At 61.1% G+C, this 14,139-nt stretch carries 18 protein-coding genes; 7 read left to right on the top strand and 11 right to left on the bottom strand.

Annotated features, from left to right (window positions below):
- Positions 1–4 precede the first annotated feature (4 nt).
- Together ACTD9P_RS21115 and ACTD9P_RS21110 are read right to left on the bottom strand one after the other, a co-directional pair.
- Positions 5–781 (bottom strand): class II glutamine amidotransferase, encoded by a 777-nt coding sequence (locus ACTD9P_RS21115; protein WP_003189615.1) that lies wholly within the window; start codon positions 779–781, stop codon positions 5–7.
- Between the two features lie 30 nt (positions 782–811).
- The gene (locus ACTD9P_RS21110; protein WP_438869219.1) at positions 812–1,348 is read right to left on the bottom strand and encodes an MFS transporter; all 537 of its coding nucleotides are present in this window, start codon (positions 1,346–1,348) and stop codon (positions 812–814) included.
- 21 nt (positions 1,349–1,369) lie between these two features.
- On the opposite strand from ACTD9P_RS21110, the gene ACTD9P_RS21105 reads away from it, so the two are divergent.
- Both ACTD9P_RS21105 and ACTD9P_RS21100 read left to right on the top strand, forming a co-directional pair.
- Entirely contained in the window at positions 1,370–3,412 is a 2,043-nt protein-coding gene (locus ACTD9P_RS21105; protein ID WP_438869218.1) for a S9 family peptidase, read from the top strand.
- Between the two features lie 70 nt (positions 3,413–3,482).
- Entirely contained in the window at positions 3,483–3,956 is a 474-nt protein-coding gene (locus ACTD9P_RS21100; RefSeq protein ID WP_438869217.1) for a cyclic nucleotide-binding domain-containing protein, read from the top strand.
- Here ACTD9P_RS21100 and ACTD9P_RS21095 read toward each other — a convergent pair.
- A complete protein-coding gene (locus tag ACTD9P_RS21095) occupies positions 3,953–4,237 on the bottom strand; it encodes a hypothetical protein (RefSeq protein WP_200430562.1) in 285 nt (94 codons plus the stop codon). The two genes, ACTD9P_RS21100 and ACTD9P_RS21095, sit on opposite strands and share 4 nt — an antisense overlap.
- Before the next feature lie 78 nt (positions 4,238–4,315).
- On the opposite strand from ACTD9P_RS21095, the gene ACTD9P_RS21090 reads away from it, so the two are divergent.
- Complete coding sequence (locus tag ACTD9P_RS21090; RefSeq protein WP_438869216.1) at positions 4,316–5,002, top strand: spermidine synthase; 687 nt, start codon at positions 4,316–4,318, stop codon at positions 5,000–5,002.
- 132 nt (positions 5,003–5,134) lie between these two features.
- Here ACTD9P_RS21090 and ACTD9P_RS21085 read toward each other — a convergent pair whose 3' ends face one another.
- Positions 5,135–6,055, bottom strand: a complete 921-nt coding sequence (locus ACTD9P_RS21085; protein ID WP_438869215.1) for a ParB/Srx family N-terminal domain-containing protein — start codon at positions 6,053–6,055, stop codon at positions 5,135–5,137.
- 151 nt (positions 6,056–6,206) lie between these two features.
- Between ACTD9P_RS21085 and ACTD9P_RS21080 the strand changes: the two genes are divergently transcribed.
- The 3 genes from ACTD9P_RS21080 to ACTD9P_RS21070 all read left to right on the top strand — a co-directional run bounded on the left by ACTD9P_RS21080 (position 6,207) and on the right by ACTD9P_RS21070 (position 7,573).
- Complete coding sequence (locus ACTD9P_RS21080; protein WP_438869214.1) at positions 6,207–6,575, top strand: YajD family HNH nuclease; 369 nt, start codon at positions 6,207–6,209, stop codon at positions 6,573–6,575.
- A gap of 121 nt (positions 6,576–6,696) precedes the next feature.
- On the top strand, positions 6,697–7,164 hold the full coding sequence (locus ACTD9P_RS21075) for an RNA methyltransferase (protein WP_003189607.1): 468 nt from the start codon (positions 6,697–6,699) through the stop codon (positions 7,162–7,164).
- 67 nt (positions 7,165–7,231) lie between these two features.
- A complete protein-coding gene (locus tag ACTD9P_RS21070; RefSeq protein ID WP_438869213.1) occupies positions 7,232–7,573 on the top strand; it encodes a YgaP family membrane protein in 342 nt (113 codons plus the stop codon).
- A gap of 149 nt (positions 7,574–7,722) precedes the next feature.
- Here the strand turns inward: ACTD9P_RS21070 and ACTD9P_RS21065 are convergent, their stop codons facing one another.
- Positions 7,723–8,943, bottom strand: a complete 1,221-nt coding sequence (locus ACTD9P_RS21065; protein WP_438869212.1) for a hypothetical protein — start codon at positions 8,941–8,943, stop codon at positions 7,723–7,725.
- 14 nt (positions 8,944–8,957) lie between these two features.
- A complete protein-coding gene (locus ACTD9P_RS21060) occupies positions 8,958–9,407 on the bottom strand; it encodes a YcgN family cysteine cluster protein (RefSeq protein ID WP_138816255.1) in 450 nt (149 codons plus the stop codon).
- 153 nt (positions 9,408–9,560) lie between these two features.
- Between ACTD9P_RS21060 and ACTD9P_RS21055 the strand changes: the two genes are divergently transcribed.
- Positions 9,561–10,145, top strand: a complete 585-nt coding sequence (locus ACTD9P_RS21055; RefSeq protein ID WP_438869211.1) for a nitroreductase family protein — start codon at positions 9,561–9,563, stop codon at positions 10,143–10,145.
- 123 nt (positions 10,146–10,268) lie between these two features.
- Here the strand turns inward: ACTD9P_RS21055 and ACTD9P_RS21050 are convergent, their stop codons facing one another.
- From ACTD9P_RS21050 to ACTD9P_RS21030, 5 genes are all read right to left on the bottom strand, one after another.
- Positions 10,269–11,201: a D-2-hydroxyacid dehydrogenase gene (locus ACTD9P_RS21050; protein ID WP_438869210.1), complete on the bottom strand. Its 933-nt coding sequence runs from the start codon at positions 11,199–11,201 to the stop codon at positions 10,269–10,271.
- A 108-nt stretch (positions 11,202–11,309) separates the two neighbouring features.
- Positions 11,310–11,603: a YcgL domain-containing protein gene (locus ACTD9P_RS21045; RefSeq protein ID WP_056857316.1), complete on the bottom strand. Its 294-nt coding sequence runs from the start codon at positions 11,601–11,603 to the stop codon at positions 11,310–11,312.
- Positions 11,600–12,733: a ribonuclease D gene (gene rnd, locus ACTD9P_RS21040; protein ID WP_219267973.1), complete on the bottom strand. Its 1,134-nt coding sequence runs from the start codon at positions 12,731–12,733 to the stop codon at positions 11,600–11,602. Before rnd ends, ACTD9P_RS21045 begins: the two co-directional genes overlap by 4 nt.
- A 122-nt stretch (positions 12,734–12,855) precedes the next feature.
- Positions 12,856–13,455: a class I SAM-dependent methyltransferase gene (locus tag ACTD9P_RS21035; protein ID WP_438869209.1), complete on the bottom strand. Its 600-nt coding sequence runs from the start codon at positions 13,453–13,455 to the stop codon at positions 12,856–12,858.
- Between the two features lie 442 nt (positions 13,456–13,897).
- The coding region (locus tag ACTD9P_RS21030) for a hypothetical protein (protein WP_438869208.1) at positions 13,898–14,139 on the bottom strand (242 nt) is incomplete at its 5' end.

Raw genomic sequence — 14,139 nt, 5'->3', positions numbered from 1 at the left:
ATCCTTACTCGGTAACGCCTTGGCTGACGCATTCACCACGTCGCCACAGGCTCCATTGGCCCGGTTCGTAGCGGGTCCAGTTTTCATTGTCGGTCAAGGGTTCGGTGGCGATCACCGTGACCACGTCATTGGGCGTGGTTTCGGCCTGAAAATCGACGATCACGTCGACATCTTTCAAGCGCGCCGGGCCAAACGGTGCGCGCCGGGTGATCTGTGCCAGTTTGGTCGAGCAGTAGCAAAACAGCCAGTCACCGTCGCTGAGCAGGCAGTTGAACACGCCTTTGCTGCGGTATTCGGCGCAGGCGGCGATCAGGTCCGGCAGCACTTGCTCGATGTCGACAGGCTCCGGGAAGGCTTCGCGCACGCGATTGAGCAGGTCACAGAACGCCGCTTCGCTGTCGGTATCGCCCACCGGCCGGTAGAAAGTGGCGCGCGGGTTGAAGTCGGCCAATTGGCCGTTATGCGCAAAGCACCAGTTACGGCCCCACAGTTCACGCACGAACGGGTGCGTGTTGGCCAGGCTCACCTTGCCCACATTGGCCTGGCGGATATGGCCAATCACCACTTCACTTTTGATCGGGTAACGCTGCACCAGCAACGCGACTTCCGACTCGCTGCTCGCGGCCGGGTCCTGGAACAGCCTTAGGCCACGGCCTTCGTAAAACGCGATGCCCCAACCGTCGCGGTGGGGGCCGGTACGCCCGCCTCGCTGCATCAGCCCGGTAAAGCTGAACACGATATCGGTGGGGACGTTGGCACTCATGCCCAATAATTCACACATGCCAGGGCTCTCGCTGCAGGGCTTACAACGTTAAAGACGCGGCTCAACCCGCAGGTTGCCGGCAGGCGCCGGGCGACGGAACGGTTCGTCGTCTTCGTCTACCGGCTCGGCGGCCAGTGCGGCGTCGGCGGCGGCCTTGCGCTCACGGCGGGCGTTGGCGGCACGTTCGATGGGCCAACGGATCAACACGATCACGATATACACGGCAAACGCGATCATCGTGTACATGAACAGGTCGGAGATGGCCCGCCAGGCGTTATTGCCCACATGCAGCACCAGGTCCAGGGCGGTAATGGCCACGGCTGGCGCAAACTGGGTCTTGACCGGGTCGACGATGGTCGGGCTGAACAGCAACACCGCCATCAGCAATTGCAGCGGCTCGCGCAGCCAGCGCCAGATCCAGCGGGTCATGCGCCACCACACCAACAGGCAGCCCAAAGCGGCGAAGGCGTAAAGGCCCCAAGCGGTCAGATAGTCGTTCTCGGTCATGGTGTCCATGGCAAGGCTGGCAAAGAGGCGGCTATGATAACGGCTTTTGCGTGTCTCGGCTGCAATGCCTGCCACCATCCGCCAGACAGAGAGTGATCCATGCCTATATCGACTGCCCCGATCGCCCGCAAGGCCCAAGGCCCCGACCCGTACGCCTGGCTGCAAGAGCGTGACACAGCTGAAGTGCTCGATTACCTAAAGGCCGAAAACGCCTGGCAGGAAGCCCAGCTCGCCGACCAGAACGCCCTGCGTGAGACCCTGTTCGAAGAGATCAAGGGCCGCATCCTGGAAACCGACCTGTCGTTGCCTTCGCCGTGGGGCCCGTACCTGTATTACACACGCACCACCGCCGGTGATGAATACGCCCGCCACTACCGCTGCCGCCGCCCGGCGGATGACTGCAATACGGTGGACGAAAGCAGCGAGGAGTTACTGCTGGACCCGAACGTGCTGGCCAACGGCGGCTTCTTCTCCCTCGGCGCATTCAGCATCAGCCCCGACCACCAGCGCCTGGCCTACAGCCTCGACACCAGCGGTGAAGAGATTTACACCCTGTACGTGAAGGAATTGGCCACCGGCAAAGTCAGCGAACTGGAGTTCGAAGACTGCGACGGCAGCATGACCTGGGCCAACGACAGCCTGACGCTGTTCTTCGGTGAGCTGGACGACACCCATCGCCCACACAAGCTTTACCGCTACCGCCTGGATGGCACGGCAGCGCAGGAAGTGTTCCACGAGCCCGATGGGCGGTTCTTCCTGCATTGCTACCGTTCCAGCTCCGAGCGCCAATTGCTGTTGGCCCTGGGCAGCAAGACCACCAGCGAAATCTGGGTGTTGGATGCAGAGCAGCCGCAGCAGGCTTTCACCTGCCTGGCGCCACGGGTTGAAGACCATGAATACGATGTCGACCACGGCATGCTGGATGACCAATGGACCTGGTTTATCCGCAGCAACCGTGACGGCATCAACTATGCGCTGTTCGTCGCCGCCGACACTGGCACTGCGCCGACTGAGGACCAATGGCAAAACCTGATCCCCCACAGCGACGACGTGATGCTCGACGGCGTGACCCTCAATGCCGGCGCCATGACCTTGAGTCTGCGCATCGGCGGCCTGCCGGTGATAGAAGTGCACCCGCAGGGTTCGACCGCCTACCGTGTGGAATTGCCTGACGCCGCCTACAGCCTTTACGTGCAGAACAGCCTGGAATTTGCCAGCGACAAGATCCGCCTGCGTTACGAAGCCCTGAACCGTCCGGCCCAGGTGCGCCAGCTTGAACTGGCCAGCGGCGCGCAGGTGGTGCTCAAGGAAACCCCGGTTCTCGGCGTGTTCAACGCCGACGATTATGTCAGCCAACGGCTGTGGGCCACTTCCGCAGATGGCACTCAGGTGCCGATCAGCCTGGTGGTCAAACGTGATCAAATGGGCAAACCCACGCCGCTGTACCTCTATGGCTACGGCGCCTACGGTTCAAGCCTCGACCCGTGGTTTTCCCATGCGCGCCTGAGCCTGCTGGAACGCGGCGTGGCCTTTGCCATCGCGCATGTGCGTGGCGGCGGCGAACTGGGTGAAGCCTGGTATCGCAATGGCAAGCAGGAACATAAACAGAACACGTTCAGCGACTTTATCGCCTGCGCCGAGCACTTGATCGCCGAAGGGCTGACCACCGCCAAGCAACTGGCTATCAGCGGCGGCAGCGCCGGCGGCCTGTTGATCGGCGCGGTGCTCAATCAACGCCCTGAGCTGTTCCAGGCGGCGATTGCCGAAGTGCCGTTTGTCGATGTGCTCAACACCATGCTCGACCCGGACCTGCCGCTGACCATCACCGAGTACGACGAGTGGGGCAACCCGCAAGAACCCGAGGTGTATGAACGCATCAAGGCTTACGCGCCGTACGAAAACGTCCAGGCCCAGGCTTACCCGCACATGCTGGTGATCGCCGGTTACAACGACAGCCGTGTGCAGTATTGGGAAGCGGCCAAGTGGGTGGCCAAATTGCGCGACACCAAAACGGATAACAACCTGCTGCTGCTCAAGACCGAACTCGGTGCCGGGCATGGCGGGATGAGCGGGCGTTATCAGGGATTACGTGACGTAGCGCTCGAATATGGATTTGTCTTCAAGGCCCTGGGCCTCGTTTAAGGAACTTAGTGGGGCGGTCCTGTCTGAACACAAGACCGCCCGACTTGATTGATGGACCAAGATTGCAGCTATGCCACTACCGACTCTGATGAACAACGAAATCCGCGACATGCTCATGGATTGCGGCCTGTTCGACCCGCTGTTACCGGAAGATTTTCACGTGGCCGCCGGCTACTTCAATATCAGCAGCATCGCCCGCGACGAGGTGATTTTCCTTGAGGGCGATGCCGGCACCTTCATGTGCATCCTGCACAGCGGCCAGGTGGCCGTGCAAAAAACCAATCATAGCGGCCAGCGCCTGACCATCACCACCCTGCGCAGCGGCCGGGCCTTTGGCGAAATGGCCGTGCTGGACGGCGAGCGGCGCTCTGCCAGTTGCGTTGCCGCCAGTGACTGCGTGCTGTTGAACCTGGGCAAGGATGCGCTGGAAAAAATGCTCAACGAGGCACCCAGGGTGGCGGCCAAGATCATTCGCGCGATTGCGATTGCCTTGTCCAAGCGCCTGCGCATGGCCGACGGGCAATTACTGTCACAGCAATTTTAACCACCGGGCGTCTTCGGCTTGCTGTCATTTTGCAGCAGGCCGGGCACCGTCTGATCCTTGGGCGGCGTTGGCAACACAATCGGCACCAGTGCGGGTGAACCATTCGCGGTGGCTTTGGGCGCCACGGGCGGGGTGACTTGCGGGTACAAGGTGGGCGTCGGCGTGCCCGGCGCGCCGGGGGTTGGCGTAGGCGCCACGGGCACGGTTTGCGCCTCTTGCGCCTGCGCCGCACCCAATGTGAGCGCGCTTAACGCAATGACCGTTAGAATGCTGCACTTCATCGATGGCTCCATGGCCTGACCGGAATGTCGTAAGGCTACTCCCAACCGCGCAAGAATGCCCTTCCCAATGAGATTTCCATGAAACGTTTCGTTCTGCTCGACACCACTCCGATCCCCGACAACGGCGGTGCCTTGTGCCTGTTCGAATACGGCGAGGATTTTGTCATCAAGATCCAGGGCGGTGACGGCGGCCAGTTGATGAACACGCGCATGCATGGCTCCGAAGACGCGCTGGCGGAAATTCCTTGCCGCAAAGTCGCGGGCAGGCCGGGCTCGCGGGTATTGATCGGCGGCCTGGGCATGGGCTTTACCCTGGCGTCGGCCCTCAAGCATTTGGGCAAGAGCGCCGAAGTGGTGGTGGCGGAATTGGTGCCCGGCGTAGTGGAATGGAACCGCGGCCCACTGGGGGAAAAGTCCGGCCGCCCGCTGCTGGACCCACGCACGGTGATCCGCATGGAAGACGTGGCCAAAGTGCTGCAGGCCGAGCCCCAGGGCTTTGACGCGATCATGCTGGATGTGGACAACGGCCCCGAAGGCCTGACGCAGAAGGCCAACAGCTGGCTGTATTCGGCCGGTGGCCTGGCCGCGTGTGCCAACGCGCTGCGGCCTAAAGGCGTGCTGGCAGTGTGGTCAGCCAGCGCCGACAAACTGTTCAGCGACAAACTGCGCAAGGCCGGGTTCAAGGCCGAGGAAGTGCAAGTGTTTGCCCATGGCAACAAGGGCACCCGGCATACCATCTGGATTGCCGAGAAGCTCAAGGGCTGAGGCAAATCCCACAAACGCCATAGATCCAAATGTGGGAGCGGGCTTGCTCGCGAAAGCGGAGCGTCAGTCAGTGCATCAGTGACTGAACTACCGCATTCGCGAGCAAGCCCGCTCCCACATTTTGGCCTTGTATCAGCCTCTGGATTTGCGATAGTCGATCACATACGGCACTTTTTTCTCGAAGGTCTTTTCCAGCTCGCCCTGGTCCAGTTGGGTCATACCGCCGAGCTGCCTGGCAGTAAAACCGCTGCTGCCCACCTGTGAACCCGGCGCCATGCTGACCATGCGCTTGGCCACCGCTTCAATCGCATCCTTGTAGCCGCCCTTTTTGTTCAGGTTGTACGCCTTCAAATCAATCTGTGTGCGCAGCCAGTTGCCCCAGTAGAACTCCAGGAATTCCGGGGCAATCGCGCCATCGTCCGGCTTGCCGTAGGCGGCCTTGCGGGTGAAATACACCAGGCTGCGAAACGTGTCGTCCTGCAGGTTCTTGAAGCCCAGGTGCGCAGGCAGTTGCTGCGGCGGCAGGGTCTGGCCTTGGTTGTCCTTGAGCCAGACCTTGCGGGCCGCCTCCATACGCTGCCAGAAGGTGTTCATGTCGGCGCTGTTGCTGAAGTCATCGGTCACCTTGACCCACATTTTCAATTGCGGGCCGCCGCCGGGCACTTCCCACAAGGTGGTGAAACTGTGATGACCGTCGGTCAGGTACAACTGGCCACCGGGGCCGACCACCACGGTCTTCATGTCATCGGGATGGGTGCCCACCGGGTCCTTGCAGGTAAAGCTGGTGGGTTGGTGCAGGTCGGCTTTCTTCGGCACGTTGTCGGCGGCGCCCTGGCCGTTGGTTTCGCAGTATTCGTCGAACACCTTGGCCGGTTTGTCGGCGAACAGCCCCAGGCTGTAGTAGATCTGGTCAAAGCCCACCACGGCCTGGGTCGGGTGCAGTTGCTCAAGGGCCACCTCGATTACCTGGCCGGGCCTGGGTGTAGAGAACGCCTGGGCTTGAGCGGCCAGCGCGCTGAGCAGCAGGGCTGCGGTCCATGTGTACACACGCATAGGTTTCAGGTCCTTGTGAAGTGAATGTGCCGATACTACAAACGTTCGCCCAAGCCCGGCTGTACCGCAGCTGAAAAAGCCAGCGGTCATTTGCCGCGCGAGCGGCTAGAATCAACCCTATCCGTGAACCCCCAAATAGCCAGGAGCCATGATGAGCTCGACCAACCCGCCCTCCCAAACCGCCAAGCTCGACCGCATCCTCGCCGATGCCCAGCGCGACCGGGAAATGGGCTACCGCGACAAAGCCTTGAAGATGTACCCGCACGTGTGCGGCCGCTGTGCCCGTGAGTTTGCCGGCAAACGCTTGAGCGAACTGACCGTACACCATCGCAACCACAATCATGATGACAACCCCCAGGACGGTTCCAACTGGGAGTTGCTGTGCCTGTATTGCCACGACAACGAACACTCGCGCTACACCGACCAGCAGTACTTCGGCGAAGGCTCCACCAGCAGCCCGACGATTGCCAAGGCGACGCACAACCCGTTTGCGGCGTTGGCGGGGTTGATGAAAAAGTAAGTAGCTGCAAGTTTCAAGCTACAAGCCGCAAGAAAAAGCCATGTTGCTTTTACTTGCAGCTTGTAGCTTGTAGCTTGTAGCTTGCCGCTATACTGCTGCCTTTTTTAAGGCACCCTTCCCCGTGGGCAATAAACGCTACAGCTGCATCGGTCTGTATAACCCCAAATCCCCCGAAAACGTCGGCTCGGTGATGCGCGCCGCCGGCTGCTACGGCGTGGCCTCGGTGTTTTACACCGGCGTGCGTTACGAGCGCGCCCGGGACTTCATCACCGACACCAAGAAGGTCCACCACGACATACCGTTGATCGGCATCGATGACCTTAAAAAGATCCTGCCGCTGGGCTGTATCCCGGTCGCCGTGGAGCTGGTGGAAGGCGCCCGCCCGCTGCCCGAGTACACGCACCCCGACCGCGCGCTGTACATCTTCGGCCCCGAAGACGGCTCGCTGGACAAAGAGATCCGCGATTGGTGTGAAGACGTGGTGTACATCCCGACCACCGGCTGCATGAACCTGGCCGCCACCGTCAATGTGGTGCTCTACGACCGTTTGGCCAAGGGCAACAACACCCGCTCAGGCCCCAAGTACTGATATTTCGGGAACATCCGGCGCCTGCAAACAGTCAGCTACTTACACTTGCCTTTGTTGGAGACACACCATGAGCGACAGCAAAACCCTGCGACCTATCATCGAACACCTGCAACCAGCGCCCAAAAGCGAGCAAAACGTGCACGGGTCGGAACGCATTCTTTCGGTGGCCGGCGGTGTGATGATGGTCGGCAAAGGCCTGCGCCGTGGCGGCATCTTCGGGCTGATCCAGGTGGCGCTTGGTGGCGTGGCGCTGGTGCGCGGCGTGACCGGGCACAGCTCGCTCAAAGACAAGCTGGAGCAAGGCCGCCAGGAAATGAACAGCGTGCGTACCAAGATCGAACGCGCGGGCGAAGAGTTGAAGAACTTGAAGACCAAGGCTGAAGTGGCGGCGGAGAAAGCCACTAAGTAGTCAAACTGAACGCGGTCAACTGTGGGAGCGGGCTTGCTCGCGAAAGCGCAGTGTCAGTCGCCATGTGTTTGGCTGACACACCGTATTCGCGAGCAAGTCGAAGCGTCGAACCGCCGCTCCCACATTTTTGCTGTGTGCAAGACTGGAAATCAGCGCAGTAACTTGGAGTCCAGCACCACCGACGATTCGCCAATCACACTCTCGGCCAACTGCACAAACTCCGCCGTATTAACACTGTTCGCCCGCATCACCGCCTGCGCCAGATCATCCAGCGAGCGCTTGTTGTGGGTCTTGACGCGGATCTCGCGGTCCAGCTCCTGCAACACCAGGACTGCCCGCGCCACGGTCGCACCGTTGACCTGATCGCCGCGCAGGCTGGTCACGCCCTTGCCTTCCTTGGCCAACCGCGTCTGGATTGCCGCATAACGCTCATCGGTAATGCCGCCGGCACGCCGCAGCAGTTCAATGGCGTAATACTCGCCCAACCCTTCGCTGATCCAGTCACTGGTATCGTGGTCGTTAAAACGGCCAATGGCTTGCACCACTTCGCGCAGCAACGCGCTGCTGCCGTTTTCGCTGATCAGCGGCGTGCGACTGTTGAGGTAGATCGAATCGCGCGCCGAGAACGCGCCACGGCGCAGCGGGTCGCCGGCGCCAACGATCAACAGCTTGGCCGGATGGCGCGGCAACGCGGCTTCTACTTGCGGCCACACGAACGTCAGCAGCGTCAGCACGTCCATGCGGCGCATGGCCTGGCCCTTGGGCGAGGCCACGGTGACTTCGGTTTCACCCAGCCGCACGCGACGACTGCCCAGGTTACCCGCGAGCATCCAGCCGGTGGGCCGGTCGAACAGGCGAGACACGTTGTCGATACGGAATTTGTGCTTGCCGACACGCGGCCAGGCGGTTTCAACGCTTTTCCAGCCGGCCGGCAACTCGAACATCAGACGCGACACCAGCTCGATACCATCCTGCTGGTCCAACCGCGCAGCCGGCACCAGGTCTTCGCCGCGAAACAGCGCCCAGCTCGGTGTCATTCGCGCCTCATACACGCCCGCCTTGCGCGCATGGGTGAGGCGCACGCGGTAAGTCAGGCTGGCCTTGTCGGCGCTGGGTTGCCACAGGCCACGGCTGCCGGTGACCTGCCATTGGCCGTCGGCCTTGAAGTCGCTGTAATCGCCGTCACGGCCCAGGTCGAAGTTCAGGCTGCGCACGGCCGAGCCCTGGGACAGGCTCACGCGCACCTCGGCCTGATCACTCTGGGGCAGCAGCTTGACGTGATAATCGAGGTCGACTTTCTTCGCGCACCACGCAGGCAGGCTCAGTGCCAGCAGCACCAACGATGCCGCCAGCCGGGTTGCCACCCTCATACACACTCCTTTTTTCAGCCTGCGCGGAAGATCAGGTAATCCTCCCAGTCATCTTCGGGCACGCTGCCTTCGGCGAGCATGCGGCCGGACTGGGAAATGCGTTCATGGTGCACGGCATCGCGGTCGCCACACACCAAGTGGTGCCACAGCGGCAGGTCCTTGCGTTCGCTGACCAGGCGGTAGCCGCAGGTCGGCGGCAGCCATTTGAACTGGTCGGCCTGGCCCGGCGTGAGCTGGATGCAATCAGGCACCGAGGCGCGGCGGTTGGCGTAGTCGCTGCACTGGCAGGTTTTGAGGTCCAGCAGTTTGCAGGCGATGCGCGTGTAATAGACGCTGTTGTCCTCTTCATCCTCAAGCTTTTGCAGGCAGCACAGGCCACAGCCGTCGCACAACGACTCCCACTCCTCCTGGTCGAGGTGTTCAAGGGTTTTGCGTATCCAGAAAGGTTCGACTTTGGCGGCCATGGCTCTACATCAGTATCGGTAGGTGAAAAGGCCGCCAGTCTAGTGCCCAAGGCCCCCGGAACCAAGCGCTTACGACTGGCGGTGTAACAACACTTGTCAGTCTAGTGGGCGCGCAGTAGCTTTGAGGGCCGAATTGACGATCAGGAACTGCCCATGACACGCGTTGCCGATTACCCGATCCACACCCAATTCACCGAACGCTGGTCGCCGCGCGCCTTTACCGGCGAAAGCATCCCGCAAGAGACGCTGCTGAGTTTCTTCGAAGCCGCACGCTGGGCGCCATCGGCCTACAACTCGCAGCCATGGCGCTTTCTCTACGCGCGCCGCGACACGCCAAACTGGGAGCGTTTCCTGGGCCTGCTCAACGAATTCAACCGTAATTGGGCGCAACACGCGTCGGCCCTGGTAATCATCGCCTCTAAAACCGACTTCACCGCGCCTGGCGCCAGCGAAGAAACCCCGGCCTTGTGGCACACCTTCGACACCGGTTCGGCCTGGGGCCACCTGGCGCTGCAAGCCAGTATCAGCGGCTGGCACACCCACGGCATGGCCGGGTTCGATCAGGAGCTGACCCGCAAGGAGTTGAAGATTCCAGAAGGTTACGCGCTGCATGCGGCTGTGGCCGTGGGCAAGCTGGGGGACAAGTCGAGCTTGCCGGAGTACCTGCAAGGTCGTGAAGCGCCGAGCCCGCGCAAGCCGCTGAGCGAGCTGGTGTCGGAAGGTGACTTCAGCCTGTAAGCCTTGCGTAGAACCAATGTGGGAGCGGGCTTGCTCGCGAAAGCGGTGTATCAGTCGACACATTTAGTGCCTGACCCTCCGCATTCGCGAGCAAGCCCGCTCCCACATTTTTCCGGTGTTGGGTCAGTAACCGCGTTCGAAGCTGACTTCCCCGCGCAGCGCGTCCTTGGCCTGATAAGCCCGCAGATTCTGCACAAACAACTCCACCATCATCCCCGGCGACGTCGGTGCGGAACTGTGCCCGGTCAGCAGCAAGCCCCAGGCGGTCCAGAACGGATGGCGCTGCGGCAGTGGCTCCTGACGGCATACATCGATCACCGCGCCGGCCAGGTGGCCTTCTTTCAATGCTTCGACCAAATCGGCATCAACCACTGCTACGCCGCGTCCGACGTTGATAAACAACCCGGTCGGCTTGAATTGCTTGAACAACGCCGCGTCGTACAAATCATGGGTTTCGGGGGTGTTGGGCAGCAGGTTGATCACATAATCCACCTCGCCCACCAGCCGGCTCAGTTGTTCCAACCCAGCCACTTCGATAAACGGTGCCTGTTCCCGCGCGCTGCTGGCAATCCCGTAGAGCTTGACGCCGAACGGCAGCAAAAAATCAGCAACGCTTTGGCCGATATCGCCGGTGCCAACCACCAGCACCTTGCGCCCGGCCAGGCTTTGGCCCATGCGGTTGTCCCACTTGCGCTCGACCTGGCTGACCAGCCGCGCCAGCACTTCGCGCTCATGCCCGAGCATATAGGTGAGCACGAACTCGGCCATGACCTGGCCAAAAATGCCGACCGCACGGGTCAGGCGATAGTCGCGCGGCAAGCCATCGGCCAGCAGCGGCGTAATACCCGCCCAAGTTGATTGCAGCCATTGCGGCTTATGCCCTTGGCGCAGCAACGTGGCAAGCAGGTCCGGCTGGCCCAGCCATACCGGGCAATCGGCGGCCAGGCGCGACAGTTCGGCCGAGTCGCCGCTGGTCAACACCTCAACGTCCGGGGCCGCTTCGCTCAGCAATTGGGCGTAGAGCGGGTGATCCTGTTCAGCAATCAGAACACGCATGGTTCAAACCTTTCAAAAACACTGCAGACGGCCGCCCGCTTCCTTACGGCCACCGCCCATCGAATACGAGTCCATAAAAGAACGTGCCCCGAACGGGGCACTGACCGGTTACATCGGGTCGTTGCGGCGCAGCAGCTCTTCGGGCAAGTGCTCGATGTACTCGTCCTCGGCCGGCGGCATTTGCAGGTGGTAGCCCTGCTTGTCGAGGTTTTCCAGGACCACGGTAATGTCCTCGCGCGACAACTTGCGCTCGGGCGTCAGTATCATCTCGAACGCGAGATGGGCCTTGCCAAAGGCGGCCATCAACGGCTCAGGTACGCGCTCCAGCGCATCGCTTTTGAGCACGTAGAGGTACATCCCGTCTTTTTTCAAGCTGCGATAGATGGAGCAAATACGTTTCAAGGCTGTTCTCCGGCAGTGGCCAGGCTGTCGAGCAGCGCCTGGCCCATCAACTCGCGGCGCCAGCCACGCAGCGAGTCTGGCAATGTATAAGGCCCATCGGGGTAGCCACTTTTAACCAGGGCTTCGAGGGTTTTCTTGCGCAGCATCAGTTCCGGCGCCATCTCCAGGCGTTCGGCTTCGGCCTGGCCCAGGGCGCGCAGTTGCTTGATCAGCGCAGCGGCGTCCACCGGCAGCGGCTCAGCCACGGCGGGCGGCCATTGGTCCATCGACACACTGCCGGCACGTTTGATCAGGTCCAGCAGGAACTGGCCATCCTGACGCACGGTGCGCGGGTGCATGTCTTCGATCTTGCCCAACGCGGCGAGGTTATCCGGCTGGGATTTGGCCAGGGGCCACAACGAATGTTCGCGAATGATGCGGTTGCGCGGCAGGTCTCGGGCGCGGGCCTGCTGCTCGCGCCAGGCGCAGAGTTCGCGCAATACGGCGAGCTGGGCACGCGAGAGTTTCCACGCCAGCTTGGCGTCGCGGTACACCTCATACGGGTCGACTTCACGGCGCAGGTTGGCCACCAGTTCGGCGCCGTCATCCAATACCCAGGCGTATTTGTCATCCGACAACTGCGGGCGCAAGCGCACATAGACTTCGGCCAGGTGTACCGCATCTTCGGCGGCGTAGCTCACCTGCGTCTCGGACAGTGGCCGCTGCAGCCAGTCCGAGCGGGTCTCACCCTTGGGCAGCTCGATGTCGAGCACTGCTTGCACCAGGCGCGAGTAGCCCATGGAAAAACCGAGGTTCAGGTAAGCCGCTGCCAATTGAGTGTCGAACAACGGCACCGGCAGGCTGCCCGTCAGGCGCAGCAGCACTTCCAGGTCTTCGCTGCAGGCGTGCACCACCTTGATCACCGCCGGGTTCTCCAGCAAGGCGGCCAAGGGTTGCCAGTTGTCGATGGTCAGGGGGTCGATCAGGTAAGCGCGAACGCCATCACCGATCTGGATCAGCCCGGCAATGGGATAAAAAGTGTCGACCCGCATGAATTCGGTGTCGAGGGCGACGAATGGCAACTGCTGCCATTCGGCGCAATGCTGGCCGAGGCTATCGTTGTCGCAGATCCAGTGAATATCGATGGCCACACGGCTCTCCCTTGAAGAATGGCGCGCAGTATATATCGCGAAAGGGACTTGCGAGCATCCGCAGTGCACACACCATCATGAAAACTCTTACAAGAGATGGAGAATAGTCCGGCAGGCAGGAGTTAGCCTCTCTTACGCAAAACGTAGACACGCCACAGCTTGGAGCCCGGCAGGAACTCCTGTTGATGGAGGACTTTGAAACCGGCCTGGCGGAATTCGTCCTCCACCGGTGTGCGGGAGTTCACCGAGACGATCACTGTGTCGCGGCTGACCCGGTGGAATTCGCGCAACAGCGCCATGCGCACGTCGCTGCCGGGCACATGACGAAACAGTTCCAGGCAGAAAATGCAGTCCACCGCGTTGGCCGACAGGCCGATGGAAAACGCCGAACCCTGGAATGTTTTGACCCGCTTGAGCACCGCCGCCGGGTGGTGAGTGCGCGCATGGTCGAGCATGTCCTGTGAATTGTCCGAGGCCAGGATCACCCGGTTGATGTGTTCGGCCAACACGGGCCAAAACCGGCCAGAGCCACACGCCAGGTCGAGGATCAGCCCCGGCTCACCGGCCACCTTCAACGCCTGGCGCACCAACCGTTCATCGCGCCAGGCCGCCAGACGCTTGAGCAGCGCAGGCGGACGCGTGTTGCCGCAGACCTGGGCATGCTCGCGGTCACAGCGTTCGGCGAATTCGATCTCGATAGAGGATGGTGGTTGTGGCGACATCGCGGGCTCATGTGGGTGGAACGGTGGTGAACGACCTTGAACCGCAGCTTAACCACTGCAACGTGAAAAAAAGGTTGAAACGGTGGTGGCTATGAAACACCGGCGTTCGACTGTGGCAATTGGTTGTCCGGCGATGGCGGTTTTTCGGTGTACATATCCGTTGCTGCGGTAACGGCTGCTATTGGTTCCGCTCTTACAGCGGGTCACTTTTGTAAAGACACAAAAGTAACCAAAAAGTCTTCGCCCCAACACTCGGTGCCTCGCTATGGCTCGGCATGCCCGCAATCCGACAGGGATTTGGGGGGCCGCCGCGATGGGCCATCCTTGGCCCAGCGCGGCTAAACCGGCATCCCTGCCGGTTTACCCCCCAAATCCCTGTCGAATTGCGGCCATCGTGTTTAACGGGGCGATTTCAGATCAAGATCACAATCAAAAGCGCAGATCAAAAGACCGCTGACTTCGTCATCGAAAAGGATGTAAGGGCCAGAGCAACATCAACAGCCACAGCAGAGCCATACTCGGTCAAAGGTGGGAGCTGGCAGATCCCACAGAAAAGCAGATTTTCAGTGCATGCAAATCCGCAGCCGACCTCATATTCAAAACCGCATGCGGTCAACTGTGGGAGCGGGCTTGCTCGCGAAAGCGGTGTATCAGTGACAGATAAATTGACTGACACACCGCATT

Origin of the sequence: Pseudomonas onubensis (assembly GCF_965653655.1) — a bacterium.
In the GTDB taxonomy this organism is placed as follows: domain Bacteria; phylum Pseudomonadota; class Gammaproteobacteria; order Pseudomonadales; family Pseudomonadaceae; genus Aquipseudomonas.
Note: the sequence above shows the minus strand (reverse complement) of the source record. Positions and strands in the feature narration are given on the sequence as shown.